The 20,989-nt window shown below is 61.4% G+C and carries 20 protein-coding genes; 6 read left to right on the top strand and 14 right to left on the bottom strand.

Features of this window, described 5'->3' with window-relative positions; genetic code table 11:
- Nucleotides 1-102 precede the first annotated feature (102 nt).
- The gene (locus ACFUCV_RS11145; RefSeq protein WP_380815600.1) at nt 103-1,125 is read right to left on the bottom strand and encodes a DMT family transporter; all 1,023 of its coding nucleotides are present in this window, start codon (nt 1,123-1,125) and stop codon (nt 103-105) included.
- Between the two features lie 73 nt (nt 1,126-1,198).
- Here ACFUCV_RS11145 and ACFUCV_RS11140 point away from each other — a divergent pair, with 73 nt between their 5' ends.
- The gene (locus ACFUCV_RS11140) at nt 1,199-1,807 is read left to right on the top strand and encodes a CGNR zinc finger domain-containing protein (protein ID WP_380815598.1); all 609 of its coding nucleotides are present in this window, start codon (nt 1,199-1,201) and stop codon (nt 1,805-1,807) included.
- Between the two features lie 58 nt (nt 1,808-1,865).
- On the opposite strand, the gene ACFUCV_RS11135 is transcribed toward ACFUCV_RS11140, so the two are convergent.
- The 5 genes from ACFUCV_RS11135 to ACFUCV_RS11115 all read right to left on the bottom strand — a co-directional run bounded on the left by ACFUCV_RS11135 (nt 1,866) and on the right by ACFUCV_RS11115 (nt 7,009).
- The gene (locus ACFUCV_RS11135; RefSeq protein ID WP_380815595.1) at nt 1,866-2,759 is read right to left on the bottom strand and encodes a carbohydrate ABC transporter permease; all 894 of its coding nucleotides are present in this window, start codon (nt 2,757-2,759) and stop codon (nt 1,866-1,868) included.
- Nucleotides 2,759-3,658, bottom strand: a complete 900-nt coding sequence (locus tag ACFUCV_RS11130; RefSeq protein WP_380815593.1) for a carbohydrate ABC transporter permease — start codon at nt 3,656-3,658, stop codon at nt 2,759-2,761. The genes ACFUCV_RS11135 and ACFUCV_RS11130 overlap by 1 nt, the downstream gene beginning before the upstream one ends.
- Nucleotides 3,659-3,750: 92 nt before the next feature.
- Nucleotides 3,751-5,166, bottom strand: a complete 1,416-nt coding sequence (gene ngcE / locus ACFUCV_RS11125; RefSeq protein ID WP_380815591.1) for an N-acetylglucosamine/diacetylchitobiose ABC transporter substrate-binding protein — start codon at nt 5,164-5,166, stop codon at nt 3,751-3,753.
- A gap of 114 nt (nt 5,167-5,280) precedes the next feature.
- Entirely contained in the window at nt 5,281-6,054 is a 774-nt protein-coding gene (locus tag ACFUCV_RS11120; RefSeq protein WP_380815589.1) for a sugar isomerase domain-containing protein, read from the bottom strand.
- The gene (locus ACFUCV_RS11115) at nt 6,038-7,009 is read right to left on the bottom strand and encodes a MurR/RpiR family transcriptional regulator (RefSeq protein ID WP_380815587.1); all 972 of its coding nucleotides are present in this window, start codon (nt 7,007-7,009) and stop codon (nt 6,038-6,040) included. The genes ACFUCV_RS11120 and ACFUCV_RS11115 overlap by 17 nt, the downstream gene beginning before the upstream one ends.
- Nucleotides 7,010-7,101: 92 nt before the next feature.
- On the opposite strand from ACFUCV_RS11115, the gene ACFUCV_RS11110 reads away from it, so the two are divergent.
- On the top strand, nt 7,102-8,118 hold the full coding sequence (locus tag ACFUCV_RS11110; protein WP_380815585.1) for an N-acetylglucosamine kinase: 1,017 nt from the start codon (nt 7,102-7,104) through the stop codon (nt 8,116-8,118).
- A 32-nt stretch (nt 8,119-8,150) separates the two neighbouring features.
- Here ACFUCV_RS11110 and ACFUCV_RS11105 read toward each other — a convergent pair whose 3' ends face one another.
- The 8 genes from ACFUCV_RS11105 to rpsF all read right to left on the bottom strand — a co-directional run bounded on the left by ACFUCV_RS11105 (nt 8,151) and on the right by rpsF (nt 14,268).
- Nucleotides 8,151-8,489 carry a hypothetical protein gene (locus ACFUCV_RS11105; protein ID WP_380815583.1) on the bottom strand — a complete coding sequence of 113 codons (339 nt, stop codon included), beginning with the start codon at nt 8,487-8,489 and terminating at the stop codon, nt 8,151-8,153.
- 63 nt (nt 8,490-8,552) lie between these two features.
- On the bottom strand, nt 8,553-9,155 hold the full coding sequence (locus tag ACFUCV_RS11100) for a hypothetical protein (protein WP_380815581.1): 603 nt from the start codon (nt 9,153-9,155) through the stop codon (nt 8,553-8,555).
- Nucleotides 9,156-9,164: 9 nt separating this feature from the next.
- A complete protein-coding gene (locus ACFUCV_RS11095; protein ID WP_380815579.1) occupies nt 9,165-10,526 on the bottom strand; it encodes an MATE family efflux transporter in 1,362 nt (453 codons plus the stop codon).
- Between the two features lie 12 nt (nt 10,527-10,538).
- Nucleotides 10,539-11,918: a replicative DNA helicase gene (gene dnaB, locus ACFUCV_RS11090; RefSeq protein ID WP_380815577.1), complete on the bottom strand. Its 1,380-nt coding sequence runs from the start codon at nt 11,916-11,918 to the stop codon at nt 10,539-10,541.
- A gap of 600 nt (nt 11,919-12,518) precedes the next feature.
- Nucleotides 12,519-12,968, bottom strand: a complete 450-nt coding sequence (gene rplI, locus ACFUCV_RS11085; protein WP_380815575.1) for a 50S ribosomal protein L9 — start codon at nt 12,966-12,968, stop codon at nt 12,519-12,521.
- 15 nt (nt 12,969-12,983) lie between these two features.
- Entirely contained in the window at nt 12,984-13,223 is a 240-nt protein-coding gene (gene rpsR, locus ACFUCV_RS11080) for a 30S ribosomal protein S18 (protein WP_005273147.1), read from the bottom strand.
- A gap of 90 nt (nt 13,224-13,313) precedes the next feature.
- Nucleotides 13,314-13,901 (bottom strand): single-stranded DNA-binding protein, encoded by a 588-nt coding sequence (locus ACFUCV_RS11075; RefSeq protein ID WP_380815573.1) that lies wholly within the window; start codon nt 13,899-13,901, stop codon nt 13,314-13,316.
- Between the two features lie 61 nt (nt 13,902-13,962).
- Nucleotides 13,963-14,268 carry a 30S ribosomal protein S6 gene (gene rpsF / locus ACFUCV_RS11070; RefSeq protein ID WP_380815571.1) on the bottom strand — a complete coding sequence of 102 codons (306 nt, stop codon included), beginning with the start codon at nt 14,266-14,268 and terminating at the stop codon, nt 13,963-13,965.
- Nucleotides 14,269-14,530: 262 nt separating this feature from the next.
- Here rpsF and ACFUCV_RS11065 point away from each other — a divergent pair, with 262 nt between their 5' ends.
- The 4 genes from ACFUCV_RS11065 (at nt 14,531) to ACFUCV_RS11050 (ending at nt 20,691) form a co-directional block, all read left to right on the top strand.
- Nucleotides 14,531-15,175 carry a maleylpyruvate isomerase family mycothiol-dependent enzyme gene (locus ACFUCV_RS11065; RefSeq protein ID WP_380815569.1) on the top strand — a complete coding sequence of 215 codons (645 nt, stop codon included), beginning with the start codon at nt 14,531-14,533 and terminating at the stop codon, nt 15,173-15,175.
- Nucleotides 15,176-15,264: 89 nt separating this feature from the next.
- A complete protein-coding gene (locus ACFUCV_RS11060; protein WP_380815567.1) occupies nt 15,265-16,713 on the top strand; it encodes a DUF3375 domain-containing protein in 1,449 nt (482 codons plus the stop codon).
- A gap of 6 nt (nt 16,714-16,719) precedes the next feature.
- Nucleotides 16,720-17,397 (top strand): DUF4194 domain-containing protein, encoded by a 678-nt coding sequence (locus tag ACFUCV_RS11055; RefSeq protein ID WP_380815565.1) that lies wholly within the window; start codon nt 16,720-16,722, stop codon nt 17,395-17,397.
- Nucleotides 17,398-20,691 carry an ATP-binding protein gene (locus tag ACFUCV_RS11050; protein WP_380815563.1) on the top strand — a complete coding sequence of 1,098 codons (3,294 nt, stop codon included), beginning with the start codon at nt 17,398-17,400 and terminating at the stop codon, nt 20,689-20,691.
- Nucleotides 20,692-20,989 lie beyond the last annotated feature (298 nt).

Below are 20,989 nucleotides of genomic sequence, written 5' to 3'. Positions count from 1 at the left end.
GGATTCCGCATGGCCCAGACCGAGACTGCAGGTGTAAGCTGCACCAAGCCGGCGAGCGCGGTATGACCACCATTTCGGTTCCGCTGGCGCCAGGACCCGCCGCTACGGCTGCGGCGTTTTGGCCGGCAGTGAAGCACCCGCGTCCGGCAGGGCCCCGTCAAGTGGCACCGGGTAGCCCGGGCCGCGGACGGGATAGCCGCGCAGGTCATCCAGACGCACCAGAACCACACCGCCCATGATGCACAGTCCACCCAAAAGCTGAATGATCCGAGGCAGTTCCCCCAGCAGGATCCACGCCCAAAGCACGGCAAAGAGCACCTCAAAGAGGGCCACGAAGGAAGCCACCTTGGATCCCAGTCCGCGGGTGGCAATGATTCCCACCACGTATGCAAAGACGGTGGTGATGAGCACCAGTCCCAGCACAGGCACCAACCAGTGGACCTCGATTCCGGCAAAGACGGGGTTGTTGAAGTTAAAGGCCATGGGCAGCATCCCGGTGGCGCCCAGTCCCACAATCATCACTGCCCCCACGGTCATCCCGCCACCTGCCATGAGCAGCGGGGGGACGTTGTCATTGGCGCGGGCCGACATGACAAAGTACACGGCCGAGCACACGGCCGCGGCCAGCCCCCACAAAATTCCCACCACATTGATTTGTTCGCTGCCGGCAAGGTCAAGCACCAGCACCAGCCCTGTCATGGCACTGATGGCGCCAATAATGGTGGGCAGCCGTGGCCGCTGCCGGGTCGATGCCCAGGCCCAGGCCACCAGCAGCACCGGGGACAGGTACTCCAGCAGCAGGGCCACCCCCACGGACAGGTATTGGACGGCATTGAAATAGAACAGCTGGCACAAGGCAATGGGGACGACGCCATAAATGACTATGCGCGGCAGCGAGCTCTTGACGGCATTCCAGTTCCGCACCAGGGAAACCACCACCGGGACGGCCAGAACCAGCGCGGCTCCGCCAATGCGCACAGCCACCGCGGCCCCTGGAGACCAACCCACATCAAAGAGGGATTTGGCAAAGGACCCCGAGAGCGCGAAGGCTGCCGCCGAGACAAAAGCCAGCAGCAGGGCAGGCGAGGCCAGTGGACGTGGGGTCAGGCGCGGCAAGGAGCTCAAGGCAGTTCCGTAGTGTCAGGAGTGAAGGAAGTTATACTCATGACATTAGGTCCACCAAACGTCAGGAGTCAACATGGTCTTTAGTCATGACACGGAAGTGGCCCTCGTATCTGCCGTGAACTTGATCAATACGGCCCCGAGTTCCCTGACCACAGCGGGAACTCCGCAGGGGCAGGACTCGCTGGAGACCCTTCCCCACCTGGATGACTTTGTGCAGCGCGAGCAATATTCCGGCCTGCGGGCCCACAACCGGGAGGAATTGGTGGCCGTGCGGGTGATGCGGGATGAATTGCGTTCCATGTTCACCGCCCCGGAGGATGACGCCGTGGCCCAGGTCAATGCCTTGCTGTCCCGGGCCACGGCAGTACCCCAGCTGGTCAAACACGATCACTGGGATTGGCATCTGCACGCCACTGCCCCTGCCGCGCCCCTGGCCCTGCGCATTGGCGTGGAGGCTGCCATGGCCTTGGCGGACGTCATCCGCAGCAAGGAATTGGAGCGCTTGAAGGTCTGTGACGCCCCCGATTGTTGCGCTTTGGTCTTGGACCTGTCCAGGAACCGGTCGCGCCGCTACTGCGACACCGGCAATTGCGGCAACCGCGCCCACGTGGCAGCCTACCGCCGCCGCAAATCCAGGGCCACACCGCCCGTCACGGACATCCCAGTGGGCAGGGGCACATAAAAGCCACGGTCTGCCCAAGTGCTGCAGACCGTGGCTGAAGGGACGCAAGCCCAGGCAACTACTTCATGGTTCCCGCCGAGACCGAGCCCTGAAGCTGGCGCTGGAACAGGATGTACATGATCAGCACGGGCACCACCACAATGATGGCGGCGGCGAACAGGGCCCCGAAGTCCACCGCGTAGCCCATCTGACCGGCATAGGCGGCAATGCCTTGGGAGAGCACATAATTTTCGCGTTTGGTGTTGATGGCAACGGGAATCAAGTACTGGTTCCACAGGCCGAGGAAGTTGAAAATGGCCACTGAGGCCATGCCCGGTTTGGCCATTGGCAACATGACCTGGAAAAAGGTGCGCCATTCACCCGCACCGTCAATTTGCGCCGCCTCGGCAATTTCGCCCGGCAACGCTTTAAAGAAGGAGAAGAGGAAGAACACCGTGAAGGGCAACGCGAAGGCCACGTAGACAATGATCAGCCCAGGCAGGGTGTTCAACAGCCCCAGGTTCTTCAAGATGAAGAACAACGGGACAATGGCCAGGAAAATGGGGAACGTCAAACCTGCAAGCATCAGGTAGTACACGGCGCGTGAACCCGGGAATACATAGCGGGCCAGGACATAGGCACACATGGCGCCCAGCACCATCACGATGACCAAGGCGGAACCCACCACAATGACCGTATTGAAGAAGTAGGTGCCAATGCCCGCCGTGTTCCAGGCATTGATGTAATTGACGAACTTCCAATCCTGCGGAAGCGCGAAGGGTGAGGCAAAGATTTCCGAGGTGGTCTTGAAGGACGACAGCAACGTCCATCCCAGCGGAATCAGCACCATCAGGGCCCAGAGGGTGAGCATGGTGTGCGAGACCCCTGCCACCGCCCTGTCACCCTTGGTGTCCTTGGGCTTGCGTTGAACATGCACATGCGCGGCTGGCCGCTTAAGAAGATTTACAGACATTATTCAGACACATCCTTGCTGCCGCCGGTCCACTTGTTGACAGCGAAAACCAGCGCCGAGAAAATAAGGGTAATTACGGCCAGAACCACACCCATGGCACAGGCAAGGCCGAACTGCCCTTTGGCGAAGGCGGTGCTGAAAAGTTTTTGGGACATCACCAGGGTGGAGTTGCCAGGACCGCCGGTGGAGTTCAGGACGGACATGTACACAAAGGCATCGAGTGCCAAAATGCCCATGTAGACGTAGGCCGTCTGGATGTTGTCACGGATCAGCGGGATGGTGATGCTGACAGCGGTTCGCAGGCGGCCGGCCCCATCAATGCGTGCGGCTTCATATGTTTCCGCCGGGATGCCCTTGATGGCCGCAATGAACAAAATCATGTAAAAGCCCACAAAACCCCACACTATGACCACCATGGAGGCAATCATGGCCGTGCGGGAGTCCCCCAGCCAGGCAAAATCAGCCACGGCATCAATGCCGATGCTGGTCAGGATGCCATTGAGCAGCCCGTTGCCGGGGTTGTAGATCTGGGACCAAATGATGCCAATGACCACAGCGGGGACCACATAGGGGAAGAAGGAAATGACACGGTAGAACCCGGCGCCCTTCAGACCGCTGATTTGTCCGCGGCTGCTGCCGCCAATGGTGACCAAAGTCGCCAGGATCAAGGACAGGATTACTGTAATGACGGGCAGGAAGATCGCCAGGACAATCGAGTTCCGCACTGAAATCATGAAAATGTCGTCATTGAAGAGCTTGACGAAGTTTTCGAAGCCTATGAACGGCATGTTGTTGTCGAAGCCGCTCCAGCTGGTCATGGAGTAATACACCGCCTGGACAAAAGGCGAGATTACAAAGACCAGATAGATCGCCAGAGGCAGTCCCAAAAAGACCGCCATGAAGCTGACCTTGTCGAATGTCAGTTTTTTCCGGCGCCGCCGGACAGTGGCGACAACGCCACTGTCCGGCCGCACGCGGGTTGGGGCTGGTATCACTTCACTTCAATCTTCTTGACGGAGGAATCGTTGGCCACCTTGTCCGTGATGCTTTGCAGTGCCTTGGTGAGGCCGGCGACGTCGAGCTTGCCGTCCAGGAACTCGTTCCACGGCACCAACATGTCGCCGTTCATGCCGTAGGTGTCAACAAAGTTCCAGGTAAAGATGTCCTTGCCGGCCACTTCCAGCATGCTGGTTTGGGAAACCAGTGCGGTGGAACCAAAGCCGTCGGCGGGAACCGTGCCCTTGACCACCGTGGGGGCCAGTTTTTCCTTGGCGAAGTTGCTGGCGGCTTCCTTGGAGAGCATGGTGCGCAGCAGCTCCTTGCCGGCTGCCACATTGGCGCCATCGGAGGGAACCATAAAGGGCTCGCCGCCGGCGGAACGGACGCCCGTCTGGGCGATCTTGGGGCTGGCCGAAACGACGGGCACGGGTGCGCCGGTCATTTCAAAGCCTGCCTTGGTCTGGTCCTTCATTTCATTTTCAATCCATGAACCGGAGGGGTAAAGCAGCGCTTCCTGGCCGTTGCTCCACTGTGCCTGGGCAGCCGTGAAGGCTGTTCCTGCGCCACCGGGCTTGAACATGCCAGCCTTGACGATCTTTTCCATGGCGGTGAACACGCTCTGTACCGCAGGCATGGACCAGCAGTCGGGCTTGAGGTTCTCCAGCGACAGGCGGACCTCGTCGCCGCCTTCCTTGATGGCTGATTCAATGGCCATGGTCTGGTAGTACGTGGCCGCTTCCTTGCCCCAGACAAAGAGGAACTTGCCCTTTTCCTTGGCCTTGACGCCAAGGTCGTAGGCTTCGTCCCAAGTGGTGGGCACTGTCCAGCCATTTTCCTTGAACAGGCTGGCGGAGTACCACCAGGAATAAATGGTCAGCACGTAGTTGATCGCTGCCAGCTTGCCGTCGAAGGTGCCCGGAGCCAGGACGCCGTCGAATAGGGTGTCCGCAATCTTGGTGCCTTCGAGGTTGTTGGCGTCAATGACCGCCTGCAGATCCTCAAGCTGATCCAAAATGGTGCTGAAGCCAATGGACTTGGCACCTGAGTTGTCAATCAGGTCCGGCGGGTTGCCACCCACGAAGCGGGGCTGGAGCTCCTGCGCAATGTCGGTGGAGGGATTGATGCTTATTTCCAGCTCGGGGAAGTTCTTCTTGACAATGTCGCCGGCAAATTCAACATAGTCAATGCCGTAACCGCCCTTGAAGATGACGGCGTCAAGCTTGCCCGTGCTGGCGAGACCAAACGGGTTCTTGGTGGGATCAACCTCACCGGCCGGAGCGGACTCGCCGGAGTCGGAGGAACCGCCGGCACAGGAAGCCAAAGCTCCGCCCAAGGGCAAGAGCACGGCGGCGGCCAGGGCGCCGCGGAGGAATCCACGACGCTGCAGTGGTTTATTTTGAATACTCATTTGATGTACTGCCTTCCATTGATGGTACGAGTGCTATCCGGTCCCGGTTTGCACCCTTCGGTACGTCACCTGCATTGCTTTCATTCGGCTTCACTGGCGTGCATGACAACGGCGTCACGCATCGCGCCTGAGGCGGCCAAGGTACTGGCCCACCAGGGCTGTGTTGTGTTCGTCCCCGCCCGGGATATTTGCCGAAACATAAATGGGCGGTTGCTTCCCCGCACGGGTCAAGCTGTGGACCGTCTCAATGGTCAGCAGCTGCGCAATATAGGCAGCTGTAATGGAGGAGACGGCACCAACACCTCCTCCGCCGGAAACTTCAAGGGTGGTGTCACCAAAGGGAGCTCTGTTATCGATAACAATGTCGGCAAGTTCGCTTAGCCGCTTGCCGCAGGGATGCTTGGGTTCCACGGCATTGGTGTGCTCGAGACTGGTTACGGCAATGACAGTATGTCCACGTTCCTTGGCAGCCAGCGCCAGACCCACAATTGAACCATTGACTCCAGAGTTGGACGCGATCAGGAAAATATCCCGCGGATCCACCAGGGAAAGATTGAACAGTTCCTCCGCAACCCCCAGATCCCGCTCCAGAACCGAGCCGTCCAGGGAGTCAAGCTCCGCCACCTCGCGCCCGCCGTGAAGGACCAGATCGCGCAGGGCAATCTTGCTGGTGGGGATGAGCCCCCCTGCCCGGCCGGCAATTTCCATGGCAAAGGCCTCGGAATGGCCCGTGCCAAAGGCCTGGATGACCCCGCCGTTTGCCAGTGTGGCCACCAGGGCATCCACCGCCCCGGCCAAACCACCCTCGCGGGCCCACGCAGTGATGGCATCCAAGCGGGTGGAAACTTCATCACTAAAGGAAACTAGATAGTCACTGATGGCCTTCATCCTTTCCAGCAGAACGTGCTCCCCGCCGGGCGCCCAATTCCAAGCGCGCAGCCCGTGTGGGGCGGCGGTGTGGTGAAACGGCCATTGCCGAGGCGGCCAGTTTTGACGTGGTTTGGGCAAAATTGACCTGGGCCACCAAAAGGTAGATCAAATCCAGGACCAACAGCTGCACATGCTTGGCGGACAAGTCGTCGGGCTGCAGGAACTGTTCATGCACAGAGGTGATGATTGCCTCATCCGCGCTCTCAGCCAATGGCGAGCCGGGATTGTTGCTCAACGCCACCGTCAAGGCCCCGGCCTCGCCCGCTTCGCGGAGCATCTGCAGCGTCTCCTCCGTACGCCCGGTGTTTGAAATGCCAATGGCCACCGAGTTCACGTCTTGAATGGCGGCGCTGGTCAATCCATCGTGGACCTCCGACCAATGGTGCGCGTTGATGCCGATCCGGTATAAACGTGACTGCAGCTCCTTCGCCATTACGGCGCTGCCGCCAATGCCATAAATATCCACATGCGAACTCATGGCAATGCGGCGGGCAATTTTATTCATCAACGCCAAATCCATTACCGCCGCCGTTTCCTCCAGCGAGCGCGTATGCGCGTTTACCAGGGTGCTGAGCACATCCCGCGGCGAGTCATCCGGGCCAAAGGCCCGGCCAATGTCAGCCTTCCAGGACTCCCGGGCGTCGCTTCGGCCCATGTCCGATGCAATGCTGACCCGGAAGGGGACATAACCGGCGTAACCCAATAAACGGCAAAAGCGCGTCACGGTGGCGGGCGACGTTTTGGTTTGCTCCGCCAGCTCCATGATGGAAAGTTCCAGCGGAGCCTGCGGATGCTGCAGGAGAAAGGAACCAATCTTTGCCATGGCGGCTGGCATATCAGGTAGTTTTGCCTGAATGCGGTTCACGACACCGGAGGCTGCAGTGGCCACAGTGGGTGAGGTGAAGGCTGACATGTGAAAATCCATTTCTTTCGCTTGCTGACACAATGAAAACTATTCTCACCACGAATGTAAGTCAAGTCACACTCAGACACGGAATGATAACGATGCCAAATTTACTTGCCCTCGACGCCGGCGGCACCTCCACCAGGGCAGTGCTTTTGACCCCTTCGGGACAGTGCCTGGGATACGGCACGGCGGGCGGCGGAAACCCGGTCTCGCGGGGATTATCCCCGGCTCTGCAGGCACTTTCGGCTGCTTCACGACAGGCTCTGGGGGGTCGGGTGGAGCCTCTCGGCCAGGTGCTGGTGGCCATGGCCGGCGCGTCCGTGGAGATGCCACTGGAACTGCTCCATGACAGCTTCGCCGCCTTTGGTCTCAGTGGAAAAGTGCTGATTGAATCTGATTTATTAGCTACCTTTTACTCCGGAACTTTTCATGATTCCGGTCACGCTTTGATAGCCGGCACCGGAGCCGTGGGTGCACGGGTTGCGCAGGGTCGGCTATTTTCGGTGGCGGACGGAATGGGGTGGCTGCTCGGCGATGCCGGTTCCGGTTTTTGGCTGGGACGCGAGGTGGCTCAAGCCGTGGGTGCGGCTCTGGACGGCAGGGGCCCGGCCACCGCATTGACGGCCCCGCTTCTGGCCGAACTGGGCATCGCTGCTGAAGGGCAGGCTGATCACATTCAGGGCCGGCTTCGCGCGCAGCAGCAATTGATCACCAAAGTGTATGAACGCAGCGCCATTGAACTGTCCCGCTTTGCGCCGCTGGTGTTTGCCGCATCCGGCGATCGCGTGGCCCAAGGCATTATTGACCGTGCCGGCGCCGCCCTGGCCCAAACATTGTTGGCAACTGCAGCCAGTTCACCAAAGGGGGACATGGACGCCGTAACTGCAATTATGTCCGGGCCGCTCATATTCGGCGGAAGCGTCCTGACAAAGGGAGTGTCCGTGGCCGCGGCCGTCACCGGGCGCCTGAGGGCTCGAGACGGAACCGTGGCACGCCCCGTTCTGGTGGCGGATGGGGCGGTGGGAGCTGCGGTCATGGCACTGAAGCGCAGTGGCATTGACGTTGACGCCAAGGTCTTTGCCCGCATTCAGCACAGCCTGGCCCTGTTGAGATAAGCCGGGCCGGGCGTTGGCGGGGCTTGCCCGGATTACTCGCCCCGGGGGTCCTTCTCTGCCGGGTTGGCCCGCTTCAAATGGGCAAGCCTGTCTGCTGACTTGCGGTTAACGCCTGAACCTTCGCTGAGGTAGGCGTCATTTTCCTTGTGTCCCATGACCAGCAGGGAGGCAATGAGCAGCGTGGCAATGAAGGCAATTCCAAAGGCAATGCCTGCCAGATCCCACCGCAGGCCATTTTCGGTCCCACCGGCTGTTACCACCAGGGTGACCAAACCAGCTACTGCACCCAGCGCCGCGGAGAAGCTGAGCGGAAACTTGATGGAAGCTCCCGGGTTTTGTTTTGGGTCCTGCGGCTCTACGTTGCCCACCATTGGTCCTTTAGCTTGTCCGGCATCTTGCTTTTTCTACATGAGGTAGAACATACACTGTCCAGTTTACCGTTTTTTGTTGGCACTGCCGCTATGCCGCAGTGTGAGGGCGGACAAGGCCCACAGCGCACCGGACATGATGGCGCCACCGCCGGCGACGCCAAGAAGGCCGTGCGGGCCCGTGGCAATAAAGAAGGGCAACAGGATCCCGGTCCCCAGACCCAGGGCAGCGGAGATCATCCAGTCACCCTTGAGGGCGTGCGCGCGCCCGGTCTTCGCCGTCCGCAGCGAGGCAATTAATTCAGCAGCCCCCAGGGCCGCCAGTGCTGCACCGCCGAGCCATGCGGCAACGGCGGCACTGGCGGAGATTGCCACCACCACGGCCGCAACAGCCAGGAATCCGGCAGCACCGAGCAACGGCAATCCCCGGGTGTCCCCCCGCGCCAGGCCCAAGGCGCGGATGGTCCAATATTGAATGCCCGCCAGCGCCAGCAAATAGCTGGTCAGGCAAACGCACAAGCCGACAACCCCGGGTGTGGTCCAAAAAACCGTGACCATGCCGAAGGCCAAGGTGACCAGCGCGCGCAGCAACAAAGGCTGCCACAGCGGCGTGCTGCCGGACGCGGAGATGGAGACGTCGGCTGGTTGGGGATAGGCAGTTTCACTCACCCATCAAGTCTAGCGGCGGCTGGCTGAGACGCCGACCTGCATCCACTTGTCAGTGCGTGCCCGCACTCCCAAAGTCAGGGCGCGGGCACCCATGTAGCCAATGCTGAAGGCCGCCCAGAGCCAAAACAGCGCAACCGTCATGTCTGTGAAGTCTGATGCATGGACCCAAAGCAGCAGGGGCAGATAAAAGATCAGGTTGGCCATTCCGGCCAATGCCAAATAACGTCCGTCTCCTGCACCAATGAGCACTCCGTCCAGTACAAACACGTACCCGGCCAGGGGCTGGCCCACTGCCATGACCAGCAGGGCCACCGTCAAGACAGTGTGGACTTGCTGGTCACTGGTAAATATCCACCCGGCCTTGCCCGAAAAGGCGGCCAACGCCAGACCCGTCAAAACGCCAAAGCACAAGCCCCACCTGGTCATGGTCCGCGTCAAGATCCGGACCTGAGCCACATTTGCCGCTCCCAATTCCTTCCCAATGAGGGCTTGGGCTGCAATGGCCAGGGCATCCAGGGCAAAGGCGAAGAAGGTGAAAATTGTCATGGCCAGCTGATGTGCCGCCAAATTGTTCTGACCCTGGGCGGTGGCCACAATGATGGTGGCAAGAATCGCCAGACGCAAGGAGACGGTTCTGAGCATGAGCCAGCTGCCCACGCTTGATACCTTTTGGATGCCCCGCCAATCGGGACGAAGCGGCACATGCTGGTGCCGCGCGGCCTTCACCACAATGATGAGATAGACAACAGCCATCCCCCATTGGGCAATGACGGTCCCCAGCGCCGCGCCCCCTACGGACATGTGCAAGCCATAAACCAGCACAAAGTTCAGGACAACGTTCACACCAAAACCCGCAGTGGCCACCAGCAAGGGCGTTTTGGTGTCCTGCAAGCCACGGAGCACGCCGGTCGCAGCCAGGACCAAGAGCATGGCGGGAAGCCCTGCCAGGCTGACAATGAGGTATTCCTGAGCGTAGACAAGCACTTGACCGCTGGCCCCCATGGCGCGCAGCAGCGCTTCGCTTGCAAAGACGCCACAGCCTGCCAGGGCAATGCCGAGGATGGCAGCCAACCACAGTCCATCCCGCCCCACCGCCAAAGCCTGCGCATGGCGTCCCGCTCCAAGCAGACGTGCAACGGCAGGGGTTGTGGAATATGCCAGAAAGACCATCAATCCCACCACAGTCTGCAGGATCGTTGCGGCCAGCCCTACCCCGGCCAGCTGTGGGACACCCAAATGACCGACTATGGCTGAATCGGCCAGAAGGAACAGCGGCTCGGCAATCAAGGCACCGAAGGCCGGCACCGCCAGGGCGCTGATCTGGCGCGCTGTGGTTCGGCCACTCCCAAGCGATGGCGCGGCGGGCTTCATGGCCTGCTTCCCTTAGTAGCCGCCACCTGAATCCGTGGCCATGTTGGCAAAACGCGAGTAGTGTCCCTGGAACCCCAGCACAATGGTTTTGGTCGGGCCATTTCGGTGCTTGGCCACAATGACATCCGCTTCACCGGCACGGGCTGATTCCTTGTCATAAATGTCTTCACGGTGCAGCAGGATCACCATGTCGGCGTCCTGCTCAATGGAACCGGATTCACGCAAATCCGAAACCATGGGTTTTTTGTCGGTGCGCTGCTCTGAACCACGGTTCAGCTGGGACAGCGCCACCACGGGCACCTGGAGTTCCTTGGCCAAAAGTTTCAGCGCACGGGAGAATTCCGAGACTTCCTGCTGGCGGGACTCCACGCGTTTTCCTGAAGACATGAGCTGGAGGTAGTCCAGAATCACCAGCTTCAAATCATGCTGCTGCTTCAGTCGCCGGCATTTGGCCCGAATTTCCATCAGTGACATGTTGGGCGAATCATCAATGAAGAGCGGCGCCTCGTTCATTCTGCCCATGGTGGTGGCAATTTTGGACCACTGGTCGTCCTTCACGGTCCCCTTGCGCAGGTCCTGGAGGCTGATGGTGGCTTCGGCTGACAGCAGGCGCATGGCAATTTCATTGCGCCCCATTTCCAGGGAAAAAACCACAGTGGCCATATTGTGGTCGATGGCCGCCGACCGGGCCCAGTCCAGCGCGAAGGTCGATTTACCAACTGCAGGGCGCGCGGCAATGACTATCATTTGTCCCGGGTGCAGTCCGTTGGTCAAGTCATCAAATTCATAAAATCCGGTGGGCACGCCTGTCATGCCCTCGCCCTTGTGGCCCGAGGCCTCAATTTCATCGACGGTGGATTCCATGACGTCCTTCAAAAGGACATAGTCTTCGGTGCTGCGGCGCTCTGCGACCGCGAAAATTTCGGCCTGCGCGGCATTAACCACATCTTCAACCTCGCCGTCCTGGGCGTAGCCCATCTGGACGATTTTTGTGCCCGCAGTCACCAGGCGGCGCAAAACCGCGCGTTCGGCCACAATTTCGGCGTAGAAACCAGCATTTGCCGCAGTGGGCACCGACTGGATCAACTGGTGAAGATAGGCCGCTCCGCCGGTCTTGGTGATCTCCCCCCGCTTGGTGAGTTCATCAGCAACCGTCACGGCGTCGGCGGGCTCGCCCCGGCCATAGAGATCCAGGATGGCCTCGTAAATGCTCTCGTGGGAAGGCCGGTAGAAGTCATTGCCGCGCAGCACTTCCACCACGTCCGCAATGGCATCCTTGGACAGCATCATGCCGCCGAGGACGCTTTGTTCGGCCACCAGATCCTGCGGCGGGGTCCGGGCAAAGTCCGGCTCACGGGAGGATGTTCTGGGTTCAGTGACGGGTGCCGACATGGTGGTGCCTCTTTCTGCCCTGCTGGCGGGCCACCCCGCATGGCGCAGGGGCGTTTTCTGGTGCTGCCGCTCCTTCCATTGGTGTCAGCAAGACAGGAAGTGCCATTGCTGTTATGGAGAGCTCAACTGCAACGTTAGACGCTGTGGGGCCTTCCACCAACCCGGTTATCCACCCGTCCTGTGGATAACCGGTGCATTAACTGCCCCTACTTGTGCACAGTGTGGGGACAAGTGTGTGGACAAGATCAAAGAATGCCGCCGATATGCCGTCTGACCTGCAAGAACACTTTCCACCAGCTGTGGAAAAGTTAAATTCCTGTGGCTTTAGTCATTTCTTGAACCATCAACTTCCCCCCGGAAACCAGCCGGGTGGCCCCTGGATATCCACATCCCCGATGCTGACTGTGGATATCGCGCCTGACGCTGGCGGGGAGCACACGCCGTCGTCCCGGACGCTGCGGCAAAGTGGCCAATCGGCAAATCGGCAAATCGGCAAGGCAGCATAGCCACGGGGACGCTTGTGCTAAAAACTGCAAGGGGGCAGACAAATAAAGACCCGGCCCCAAGGGACCAGGTCTTTATTTAGTCATGGAAGCTGGACTAGCCTGCCACCACGTTCAAGGTGATGACAGCTGAAACGTCTTCGTGCAAACGAAGGGTCGCAGTGTGCTTGCCGGTGTTCTTGATGTGCGCAGGCAGTTCAACCTTGCGCTTGTCAATGGTTCCCAGGCCTGCAGCAGCAACAGCCTTTGCAACATCTGTGGCCTTGACGGTACCGAACAAACGGCCGGTCTCGCCTGCTTTGACAGTCAAAGTAACAGCCTTCGACTGGAGGGCAGCGGCCTGCTCCTGGGCAGCCTCAATGGTCGCGTGGGCGTGGGCAGCACGTGCAGCCTGAATGGCTTCCACCTGCTTCTCGCCACCCTTGGACCAGGTGAGGGCGAAACCTCGGGGCAAAAGGAAGTTACGTGCGTAACCGTTCTTTACCTCAACGATGTCGCCAGCGGCACCGAGGCCGCTTACTTCGTGGGTCAAAATGAGTTTTGCCATGTTAATTTATCTCCCTTAACCGCGGCCAGCGCCGGAGTAGGGCAGCAATGCAACTTCGCGGGCATTTTTAATTGCCTGGGCGATCTTGCGCTGCTCCTGAACGGTGACACCCGTGACGCGGCGCGCACGGATCTTTCCGCGATCAGAGATGAACTTGCGCAGCAATGCTACGTCCTTGTAGTCGATGACTGTTACATCAGCGGCCTTCAAGGGATTGGACTTTGGTTTGGGCTTACGGAGTTCAGCCTTAGCCATCGTGGAGCTCCTTAGTGTTAGTGGAGCCCGTGGATATTAATCCGCGGGATGGTGTGCGTACGGCGGATGCCGCACAGTTGTAAAGATGTATTAGAAGGGGGGCTCGGAGTTGTCCGGGCCCGCGCCCCAGCCGCCGGTGGAGCCGCCGGGCGTTGCCCAGGGGTCCGACGCCGGTGCAGCTGACTGCTGCTGCTGGCCGCCACCCCAAGGTGCGTTTCCGCCCCCGGAGTTGCCACCACCAAAGCCGCCCTGAGCTCCGCCGGCGTTGCCGCCGCCGAAGTTGCCGCCTTGGCCGCCACCCTGACCGCCGGAGCGCTGGGTGCGGTTGACTTTGGCGTTTGCGTAACGCAGCGAGGGGCCGATTTCGTCGACCTCAAGCTCCATGACGGTGCGCTTTTCGCCTTCTTTGGTGTCGTAGGTCCGCGACTTCAGCCGGCCGGAAACAATCACGCGGGTGCCCTTTGTCAGGGACTCGGCAACGTTTTCGGCCGCTTCACGCCAGATCGACGCGCGGAGGAACAGCGTTTCGCCGTCCTTCCACTCGTTGGACTGGCGGTCAAAGGTCCGCGGAGTGGACGCAATGGTGAAGTTCGCTACTGCCGAACCGCTCGGGGTAAACCGAAGTTCCGGGTCACTGGTGAGATTACCAATGACTGTGATAGTGGTTTCGCCTGCCATCTGCTCCTGCTTCCTGCTAAGTGTTTTCCTACGGTGAAAGCGCTAAAAGGTGGAACCGAAATTACTCGGCAACAACTTTCTGCTCTTCCGGACGGGTGATCTTGGTGCGCAGGATGGTCTCGTTGAGGCCAAGCACGCGGTCAAGTTCCTGGGCGGTAGCAGGCTCGGCGGTGAAGTTCACCACGGCGTAGATACCTTCAGACTTCTTCTGGATGTCGTAAGCCAAGCGACGACGGCCCCAGATGTCAACCTTTTCGATGGTTCCACCATCGGTGGTGATGACATTAAGGAACTTCTGAAGCGACGGCTCAACGGTACGCTCATCAACATCGGGGTCGATGATTACCATTAGTTCGTAAGGACGCATATGTGAACCCACCTCCTTTGGTCTAGGCGGTTACGGCATTTCCGTAACAGGAGGTTCATTTGCGGTGAATGTCTGGACCGGTTCCGCGTGCAGCGGGTCCGGCACCAGCACAGACCTACCCATCTTACCGTAAGCACGACGCCGTCCACTCACCCCTGTGGGTAAGCCTCGCCACATCCGGCGCCTGCATCGGAGGGAAGATTACCCGCCTTTGACGCTTCAAGTCTTGTTTGCTGGGGGAAATGCTGCTTAGCTGGCCGCTATGGGCCCACAGACCGCTGCCGCCATCTGGACTGCTGTGCACAGCGAACGTTCCGCGCTGCTCCAAGATGTGGAACAGCTGACGACGGCGCAGTGGCAGACACCTTCCCTGTGCCCTGGCTGGAGCGTCCATGACGTCCTGGCGCATCTGGTTGACGGTGCGCAAACCACGCGCCTGGGTTTTATCCGCCGCCTGCTTGCCGCACGCTTCGACTTTGACAGGGACAACGCCCTGGGGGTTGCGCGGGAGGGTGCCGGCGGCCCGGCCGCCACGGTGTCCAAGTTCCGTGGCGTGCTCCAGCTCTCCAGCACCCCGCCGGTTGCATTGGCAACCCGGCTGGTCGAGGCCTTTGTCCACGGCGAGGACATCCGCCGCCCGTTGGGGATCCACCGCAGCTACCCGGCCGCCCACGTGGTCACCGCGCTGGATTACCAGCTCAAGACCGCCGTGGGGATGGGCGGAGGCAGGGAACGAGGCGCAGCCTGGCAATTGGTGGCCAGTGACGCGCACTGGAGCCACGGATCCGGACCGGAACTCCGCGGCACCGCCACCGCGCTCCTGCTGGCCATGTCGGGCAGGCCAATGGCCGGCGGGGAACTGACGGGCCCAGGCGCAGCGGGTTTCCTGGCGCAGGCCGGTTCCTGAACGCGCAGCCATTCCTTGCAAACCGCCGTCAGCGTATTCATGCCTTAAAATGGCAGTATTCCTTTTTCCTGTTGCCGGAAGGCCGTGCCATGCGCTCAACTGACAATGCTGTTGCGCAGTGGCACGCCCAAAATCAACTCCGGCTGGGCCCTGCCTGGAAACTCCTGCAGGGGGCGCCCTGGACCCTGGCCTTCCTGCGGGCCGAATTCACCGCCACGAAGCAGCGCGTGCCATTGGAGGAATTTCACGCCGACCTGGCCGACTTCATGAAGGAGCTTCGGGCGGAAAGCCTGAGCCTGAACGAGTCCTGGCAGGCATCCCACTATGCGGATTCGTGGGTGCGCAGCCAGTTCCTGGCCCGGCCAATGGCTGATGGCAGGTTCCACTATGAAACCACCGCGGCGACGGCACGGGTGTTGGCCTTCGTTGACACCTTAAGCGGCCGCCACAGCAACTTGAACAGTTCGCGGCTGAGCACCCTGTTGAACAGCATTGAAACGCTCTCCCTGCACAGTGATCCCGACCCCCAGTCGCGGATTGCGGTGTTGGAGGCGGAGATCACGGAGCGGCAAAACGAGATCCAGGCGCTGCAGAACGGGGCCAGTCCGGCCGTGCTCTCCAGAGACTCCGCCGTCGCAGCCACCCGCAGCGTGCTTGATTTGGCCGCCAGCCTGCCTGCTGATTTCAAGCGGATGCGCGACGGCGTTGAGGCCATGTTGCACTCAATTCGGACAGAGATCATGGAATCCTCGGTGACAAAAGGCGTTGCCATGGGCCAGGTGCTGGCCGGGGACAAGGCGCTGCGCGGGACGGCCGAAGGCGAAACCTTCCAGGGCTTCACCGAGTTTCTCAACGATCCAGTACAGCTGGCCCGCTTCCGACAGTCGGTCAACGAAGTGCTTGAACGCGACTTCACCGACGCCCTGACCGCTGAGGAGCGCGCAAACCTGTCGTCAATGGTCCGCGAAATGCGCCGGCAGGCCGGGGAGGTCCACACCATTTACGGGCGACTGTCCGAGAGCCTGCACGCCTATGTGCAGTCCGCCGAGTTCCAGGAATCGGTGCTGCTGCGCAAAGCCATCCACGCAGCCGAACAAGCCGTGGCTGCGGCCCCGCTGAGTTCGCGCACAGCCGTGGTTGCACCATTGCTTTACTCTCCCAACTTTGAAACCTTGGCAGCTCTTGGCATCTTCAATCCGCAGGACCACGTGCCGCCGCCCAAACTGGCGGCCCCGCCGGCCCTCAGTGACGCCGACATCCACCGCACCCCGTCAACACCGGCCCCCGATATGCCAAGGCTGCTGGCCGCCGTCGGACGTGCCACGGCGAGCCGCAATGGGAAGGCCACCCTGGCGCAGGTGTACCAGACGTTGCCGGCGGAACTGGCGCACATCAACACCATCCGCGGGTTGATTCTGGCGGCGCGGGCCGCTGGCAACAGCATTGACCACGAGCGCAGCGAAACCCTGACGTTCACCCAGATCGACGGGACCACGCGCACCGCAACCGTCCCCTTGTTCACCTTTACGAAGGACTAAAGCACCATGAACACCGAGCGCACCCTTTTTCCCGGCGACACCGGTTCCTTCCCGCTGGAGATGCGCCAGGCCCTGGTGCGGCTGCTGCGCGGCCCATACGTTGACGGCACGGCCGATCCGGCGCTGTGGGCCACCATCCTCACGCATGCCGTTTCGCTGCAGCAGTATCTGAGTGAAATTTTCCTGCTGTTGACTGTGGATGACGAACGCAAGATCGCATTGCTCACCCCGGCCGGGATCGATGCCGTGCACACGCAGCCCATCGTGGCCCGCAAACCGCTGCGCCGTGAGGAGACCCTGTTGGCGCTGCGGCTGCGGGTGCTGCTGGACCGGCATGCCGGAACGGGCACTGACGTGAGCATTTCCCGTGCAGGCGCCCGGGAGATCCTGGCTGAGCACCGCCAGCCAGGCGCGATTGACGACAAACGCCTGGATGAGCAGACCGACGCGGCCCTGGCCCGGCTGCTGAACCTCCGGCTCATCCTGGCCACCGAACTGCCCCACGAGTACCGGGTCAGCAACGCCCTGGCGCTGGCCCTGCCCTTTGATTCGATCGAGCAGATCCCGGCCTACCTGGCCGCACTGGAAAAATCCGACGGCGATCCCCTCGGCTTCGAGGCCGGCGACGGACCCGGGGATGCCCGGACCGGCCACCAGGACCACATCATGGAGGAGATCTTCTAAGTGAGCATTGCCACCACCCTGCCCATCGGCGAGGAACTCAACCCCGGCCAGTTCCGGCTCAGCCAAATCCAAATCATCAACTGGGGCACCTTCCACGGCCGCCACAGCATGTATGTGGACCGTGCCGGAACGCTGCTCACGGGCCACCCCGGCGTGGGGAAGTCCACGCTCTTTGACGGCATTCAACACATCTTCTACGCCGCACCGCGCCTGAACGAGTCAGCGCACGACGCCTCGAACCGCAAAGACCGCCGCACCACATTCAGCTATATGCGCGGACGCAGGATCAAGACGGCCGGCGGTGTCCACTACCAGCGCCCCAGCGCCACCTGGTCAGCCACGGCCCTGGTGTTCGAAGACGGGCTGGGCCGGCACGTCACAATTGCCGCCCTCTTTGACCTGCCCGCCAACGGACTTGAGGGACAGGTGGGCAAGCACTACCTCATTCACGACCGCGCGCTGGACACCGAGGCGTTGGAAAACCACGGCAGCCGCCGCTTTTCGCCGTCGTCCCTGAACGCCGCACTCCCAGGCGCTGAGGCCTTTGACGTGCACAAGACCTTCGCCGAACGCTTCCGGCGCCGCCTGGGCATCCATAATGACAAGGCCTTCAGCCTGCTGCGCACGCTGCAGAACGGCAAGGGCCTGGACAAGGGCGTCAACCGCTTCTTCCGCTACGAGGTCCTGGACAAGCCGGCCACGCTGGCAGCAGCCACTGCCGCCGTGGAGGACTTCAGCCACCTCAGCGGCATCCACCGCCAGCTTGAGGATGCCCGGGGCCAGCGCGACGCCTTGGCACCCGTGCCGGAACTGCACGGGACACTACGCGGGCTGAAGGAAAGACATGACCGCACAGTTGAGCTAAAAAACATTCAGCTGCCCCTCCTGCGCCAGCAACTCCAAGGGGAGCTGCTGGCTGCGAAGGCTGCGGCGCTGGAGCAGGCCCGCACCGCAAAGCAGGCCGAAATTGCCGCTGCCGCCCAGACCAAGGACACCCTGGGTGAATCCGTTGCGGGCCTCACCCGTCAACATGCCACCGACGGCGGGCAGGCCATCGAGTCGCTGGAGAAGGACATTCGCGCCGCCAAGCGGGAACTCGCGGAGCGGCTGCGGCTGGAGGCCTCGGTTCGGGACGACCTCAACGGTGCCGGACTCGTTTACGACTGGAGTGCGCAGGGACTTGCCGCCGCCCGCGCGGCGGCTGTCTCCGGCGTCGCACGCCAACAACAGGAAACCACCTCGGCACGGAACCTGGAGCATCAAGCGGTGGCCACCAGCGTGAACATCAAGGCGCAGGAGAAGGCGCTGCGGACTGAAATTGCCGCCTATGAACGCCGCGGCTCCAATATTGACTCACGAAGTTCCGCAGCGCGGCGTGCCATATGTGCCGTGACCGGGCTGAGCGCAGTGGACATGCCGTTTGCCGGTGAGCTCCTGGACATTGGCAGCGCGCACAGGGCCTGGCGTCCGGCGGCGGAGAAGGTGCTGCGCTCCCTGGCAACCACCCTGCTCATCCGCGGCGGGGATATTGCTGCCGTCACCGCAGCCATCAATTCGCTGGACGGGCATGGCAAGCTGCGATGGATCGACCTTGGCGTACCTGCCAAACCGGCCACCGCGGGCCGCAACCATCTGGTCACAAAGCTGGATTTTCATGATTCCGATGCCGGGTCCTGGCTGCGGGAAAAAATTGCCAGTGATTTTGCCTTCGTCTGTGTGGACGATGACCAGGCGCTGCACGGGCACAGCAAGGCCATCTCCATGGCCGGGACTGTGAAGCTGAATTCGGCCGTGTTCGAACGCGACACCCGCACCATCAATCCGGCAGACTACCTGCTCGGCTTCAACAATGTGGCCAAGATCGCCGAGCTGGAGGAGCAGGCGCAGCTGCTGGCCAGCGACCAGGCCGCCGCGGAAGCACAAGCGGCACAGAGCAGCCTGGCCAAGGAACAAGCGGCACTGAGGCTGGCGGCCCTGCAGCGCGTTGCCGGCGATGACCGGAGTTTTGAGCAGCTGGAGTCAAGTGCCATGGCTGCTGCCCTGGCCAGCGCCGAAGCGACGCTGGCAGCCACAATTGCCGGCAGCACCACACTGGCACAGTTGCGGGATTCGCTGGCCGCGGCACAGGCCGAGCTTGAGGCGGCCGTTGGCCGGGTCGCCGTACTGCACCATGATCTGGCGCGGATTGATACGGACCTTGCCGCCGTGCAAAGCGTTCTTGCCGGAGACGGCCCGGGCAGGGTCGCCGAGGACTGGGCACAGGAAGCCTTCGCCCCTTATCTGGCCAACGGTGAACCCGCCACGCTCGATGAACTGGAAGTGCTGTTGAGCCATGTGACAGTCGATCTTGGTGAGCAGATTGCCACCGTCAAGGAACGCCAATTCCGTACGGAAGGTGCCTTGAGTGAGATTTTCAAGTCCTTTGCCCGGCAGTTCGGGCCGTCCATGAGCGCCAGCCACGGCACAGGTGCCCAAGCTGCGGCACACTATGAGGAGCTCTACGCACGCATCGTGGCCGACGGACTGCCCCAACGCCAGGATGAGTTTAGGGAATACTTCAACAACCGCTCCTACGAACGCTTCTCTGATCTGCTGCAGCTGCTCGAGGAGGAACGCCGTTCCATTGAGGAACGCATTCTGCCGTTGAACCAGATACTGGACGAGGTCCCGTTTGAGAAGGGCAGCCGCCTGCGCTTGGAGGTGCGGACCAGCATTCCCGATGAGGCGCGCACATTCCGCCAAGACCTCAAGCAGGCCCTCGGCAATGCCTACACGCAAGCCAGCGACGAATCCATGGCCGCCAGCTACCAGCAGCTGGAGCGGCTGGTCAACGCCCTGGCGGACCCCGCCCTGGCACCTTGGAGGGACACTGTCCTGGACGTGCGCCAGCATGTCACAATCAGCTGCAATGAGCACCGGCCCAACGGAGAGGTGGAGATGGGCCTGGAACCTGGCACCTTGTCCGGCGGCGAGGGGCAGCGCTTCACCTCGTTCATCATGGGCGCTGCACTGGCCTACCAGCTGGGCATCGATCAGCAGGGGTACAGCACCTACGGAACGGTCATGATCGACGAGGCGTTCATCCAGGCAAACTCCGAATATGCGGGGGCTGGGATCAATGCACTGCAGGAATTTGGTTTCCAGCTTCTGCTGGCGGCCCCGGAGGACAAGGTGGATCTGTCCCGGCACCTCGGATCCGTCACCGACATCATCAAGCACCCCCAGGCAAACGTTTCGGGCTTCGTCTCCACCGGCCGGTCCCCGGCAACGGCCACCGACATCATCCTGCGCTAGCCCGCGGCCGCCCTGGCAGGGGCCGCGGGCGGTCCCTGCGGGTGGGCGGAGCCCGCAAGGCGGGCTTGCCAGCCTTTGGGCGTTGGTGTTAATGGGTGTTTTGTGGGCTGGTTTTGGCTGCCCTTGCGTTGCGGCGGCTTTGTCTTTGGGCCGGCGGGTTTGTGTGCTTGCAGGTGCCGGTGTGGGCTTGGGCTGTGGTGTTGTGTGTGTTAAGTGTGGGAGGCCCCGCACCGTGTGGTGTGGGGCCTCGACCTGTTACTGTTTGTCCGGCGGTGTCCTACTCTCCCACATCCTCTCG

It is taken from the genome of Specibacter sp. NPDC057265, from assembly GCF_042668835.1.
Lineage (GTDB): Bacteria > Actinomycetota > Actinomycetes > Actinomycetales > Micrococcaceae > Specibacter.
This window is presented reverse-complemented; position numbering and strand designations above follow the sequence as displayed.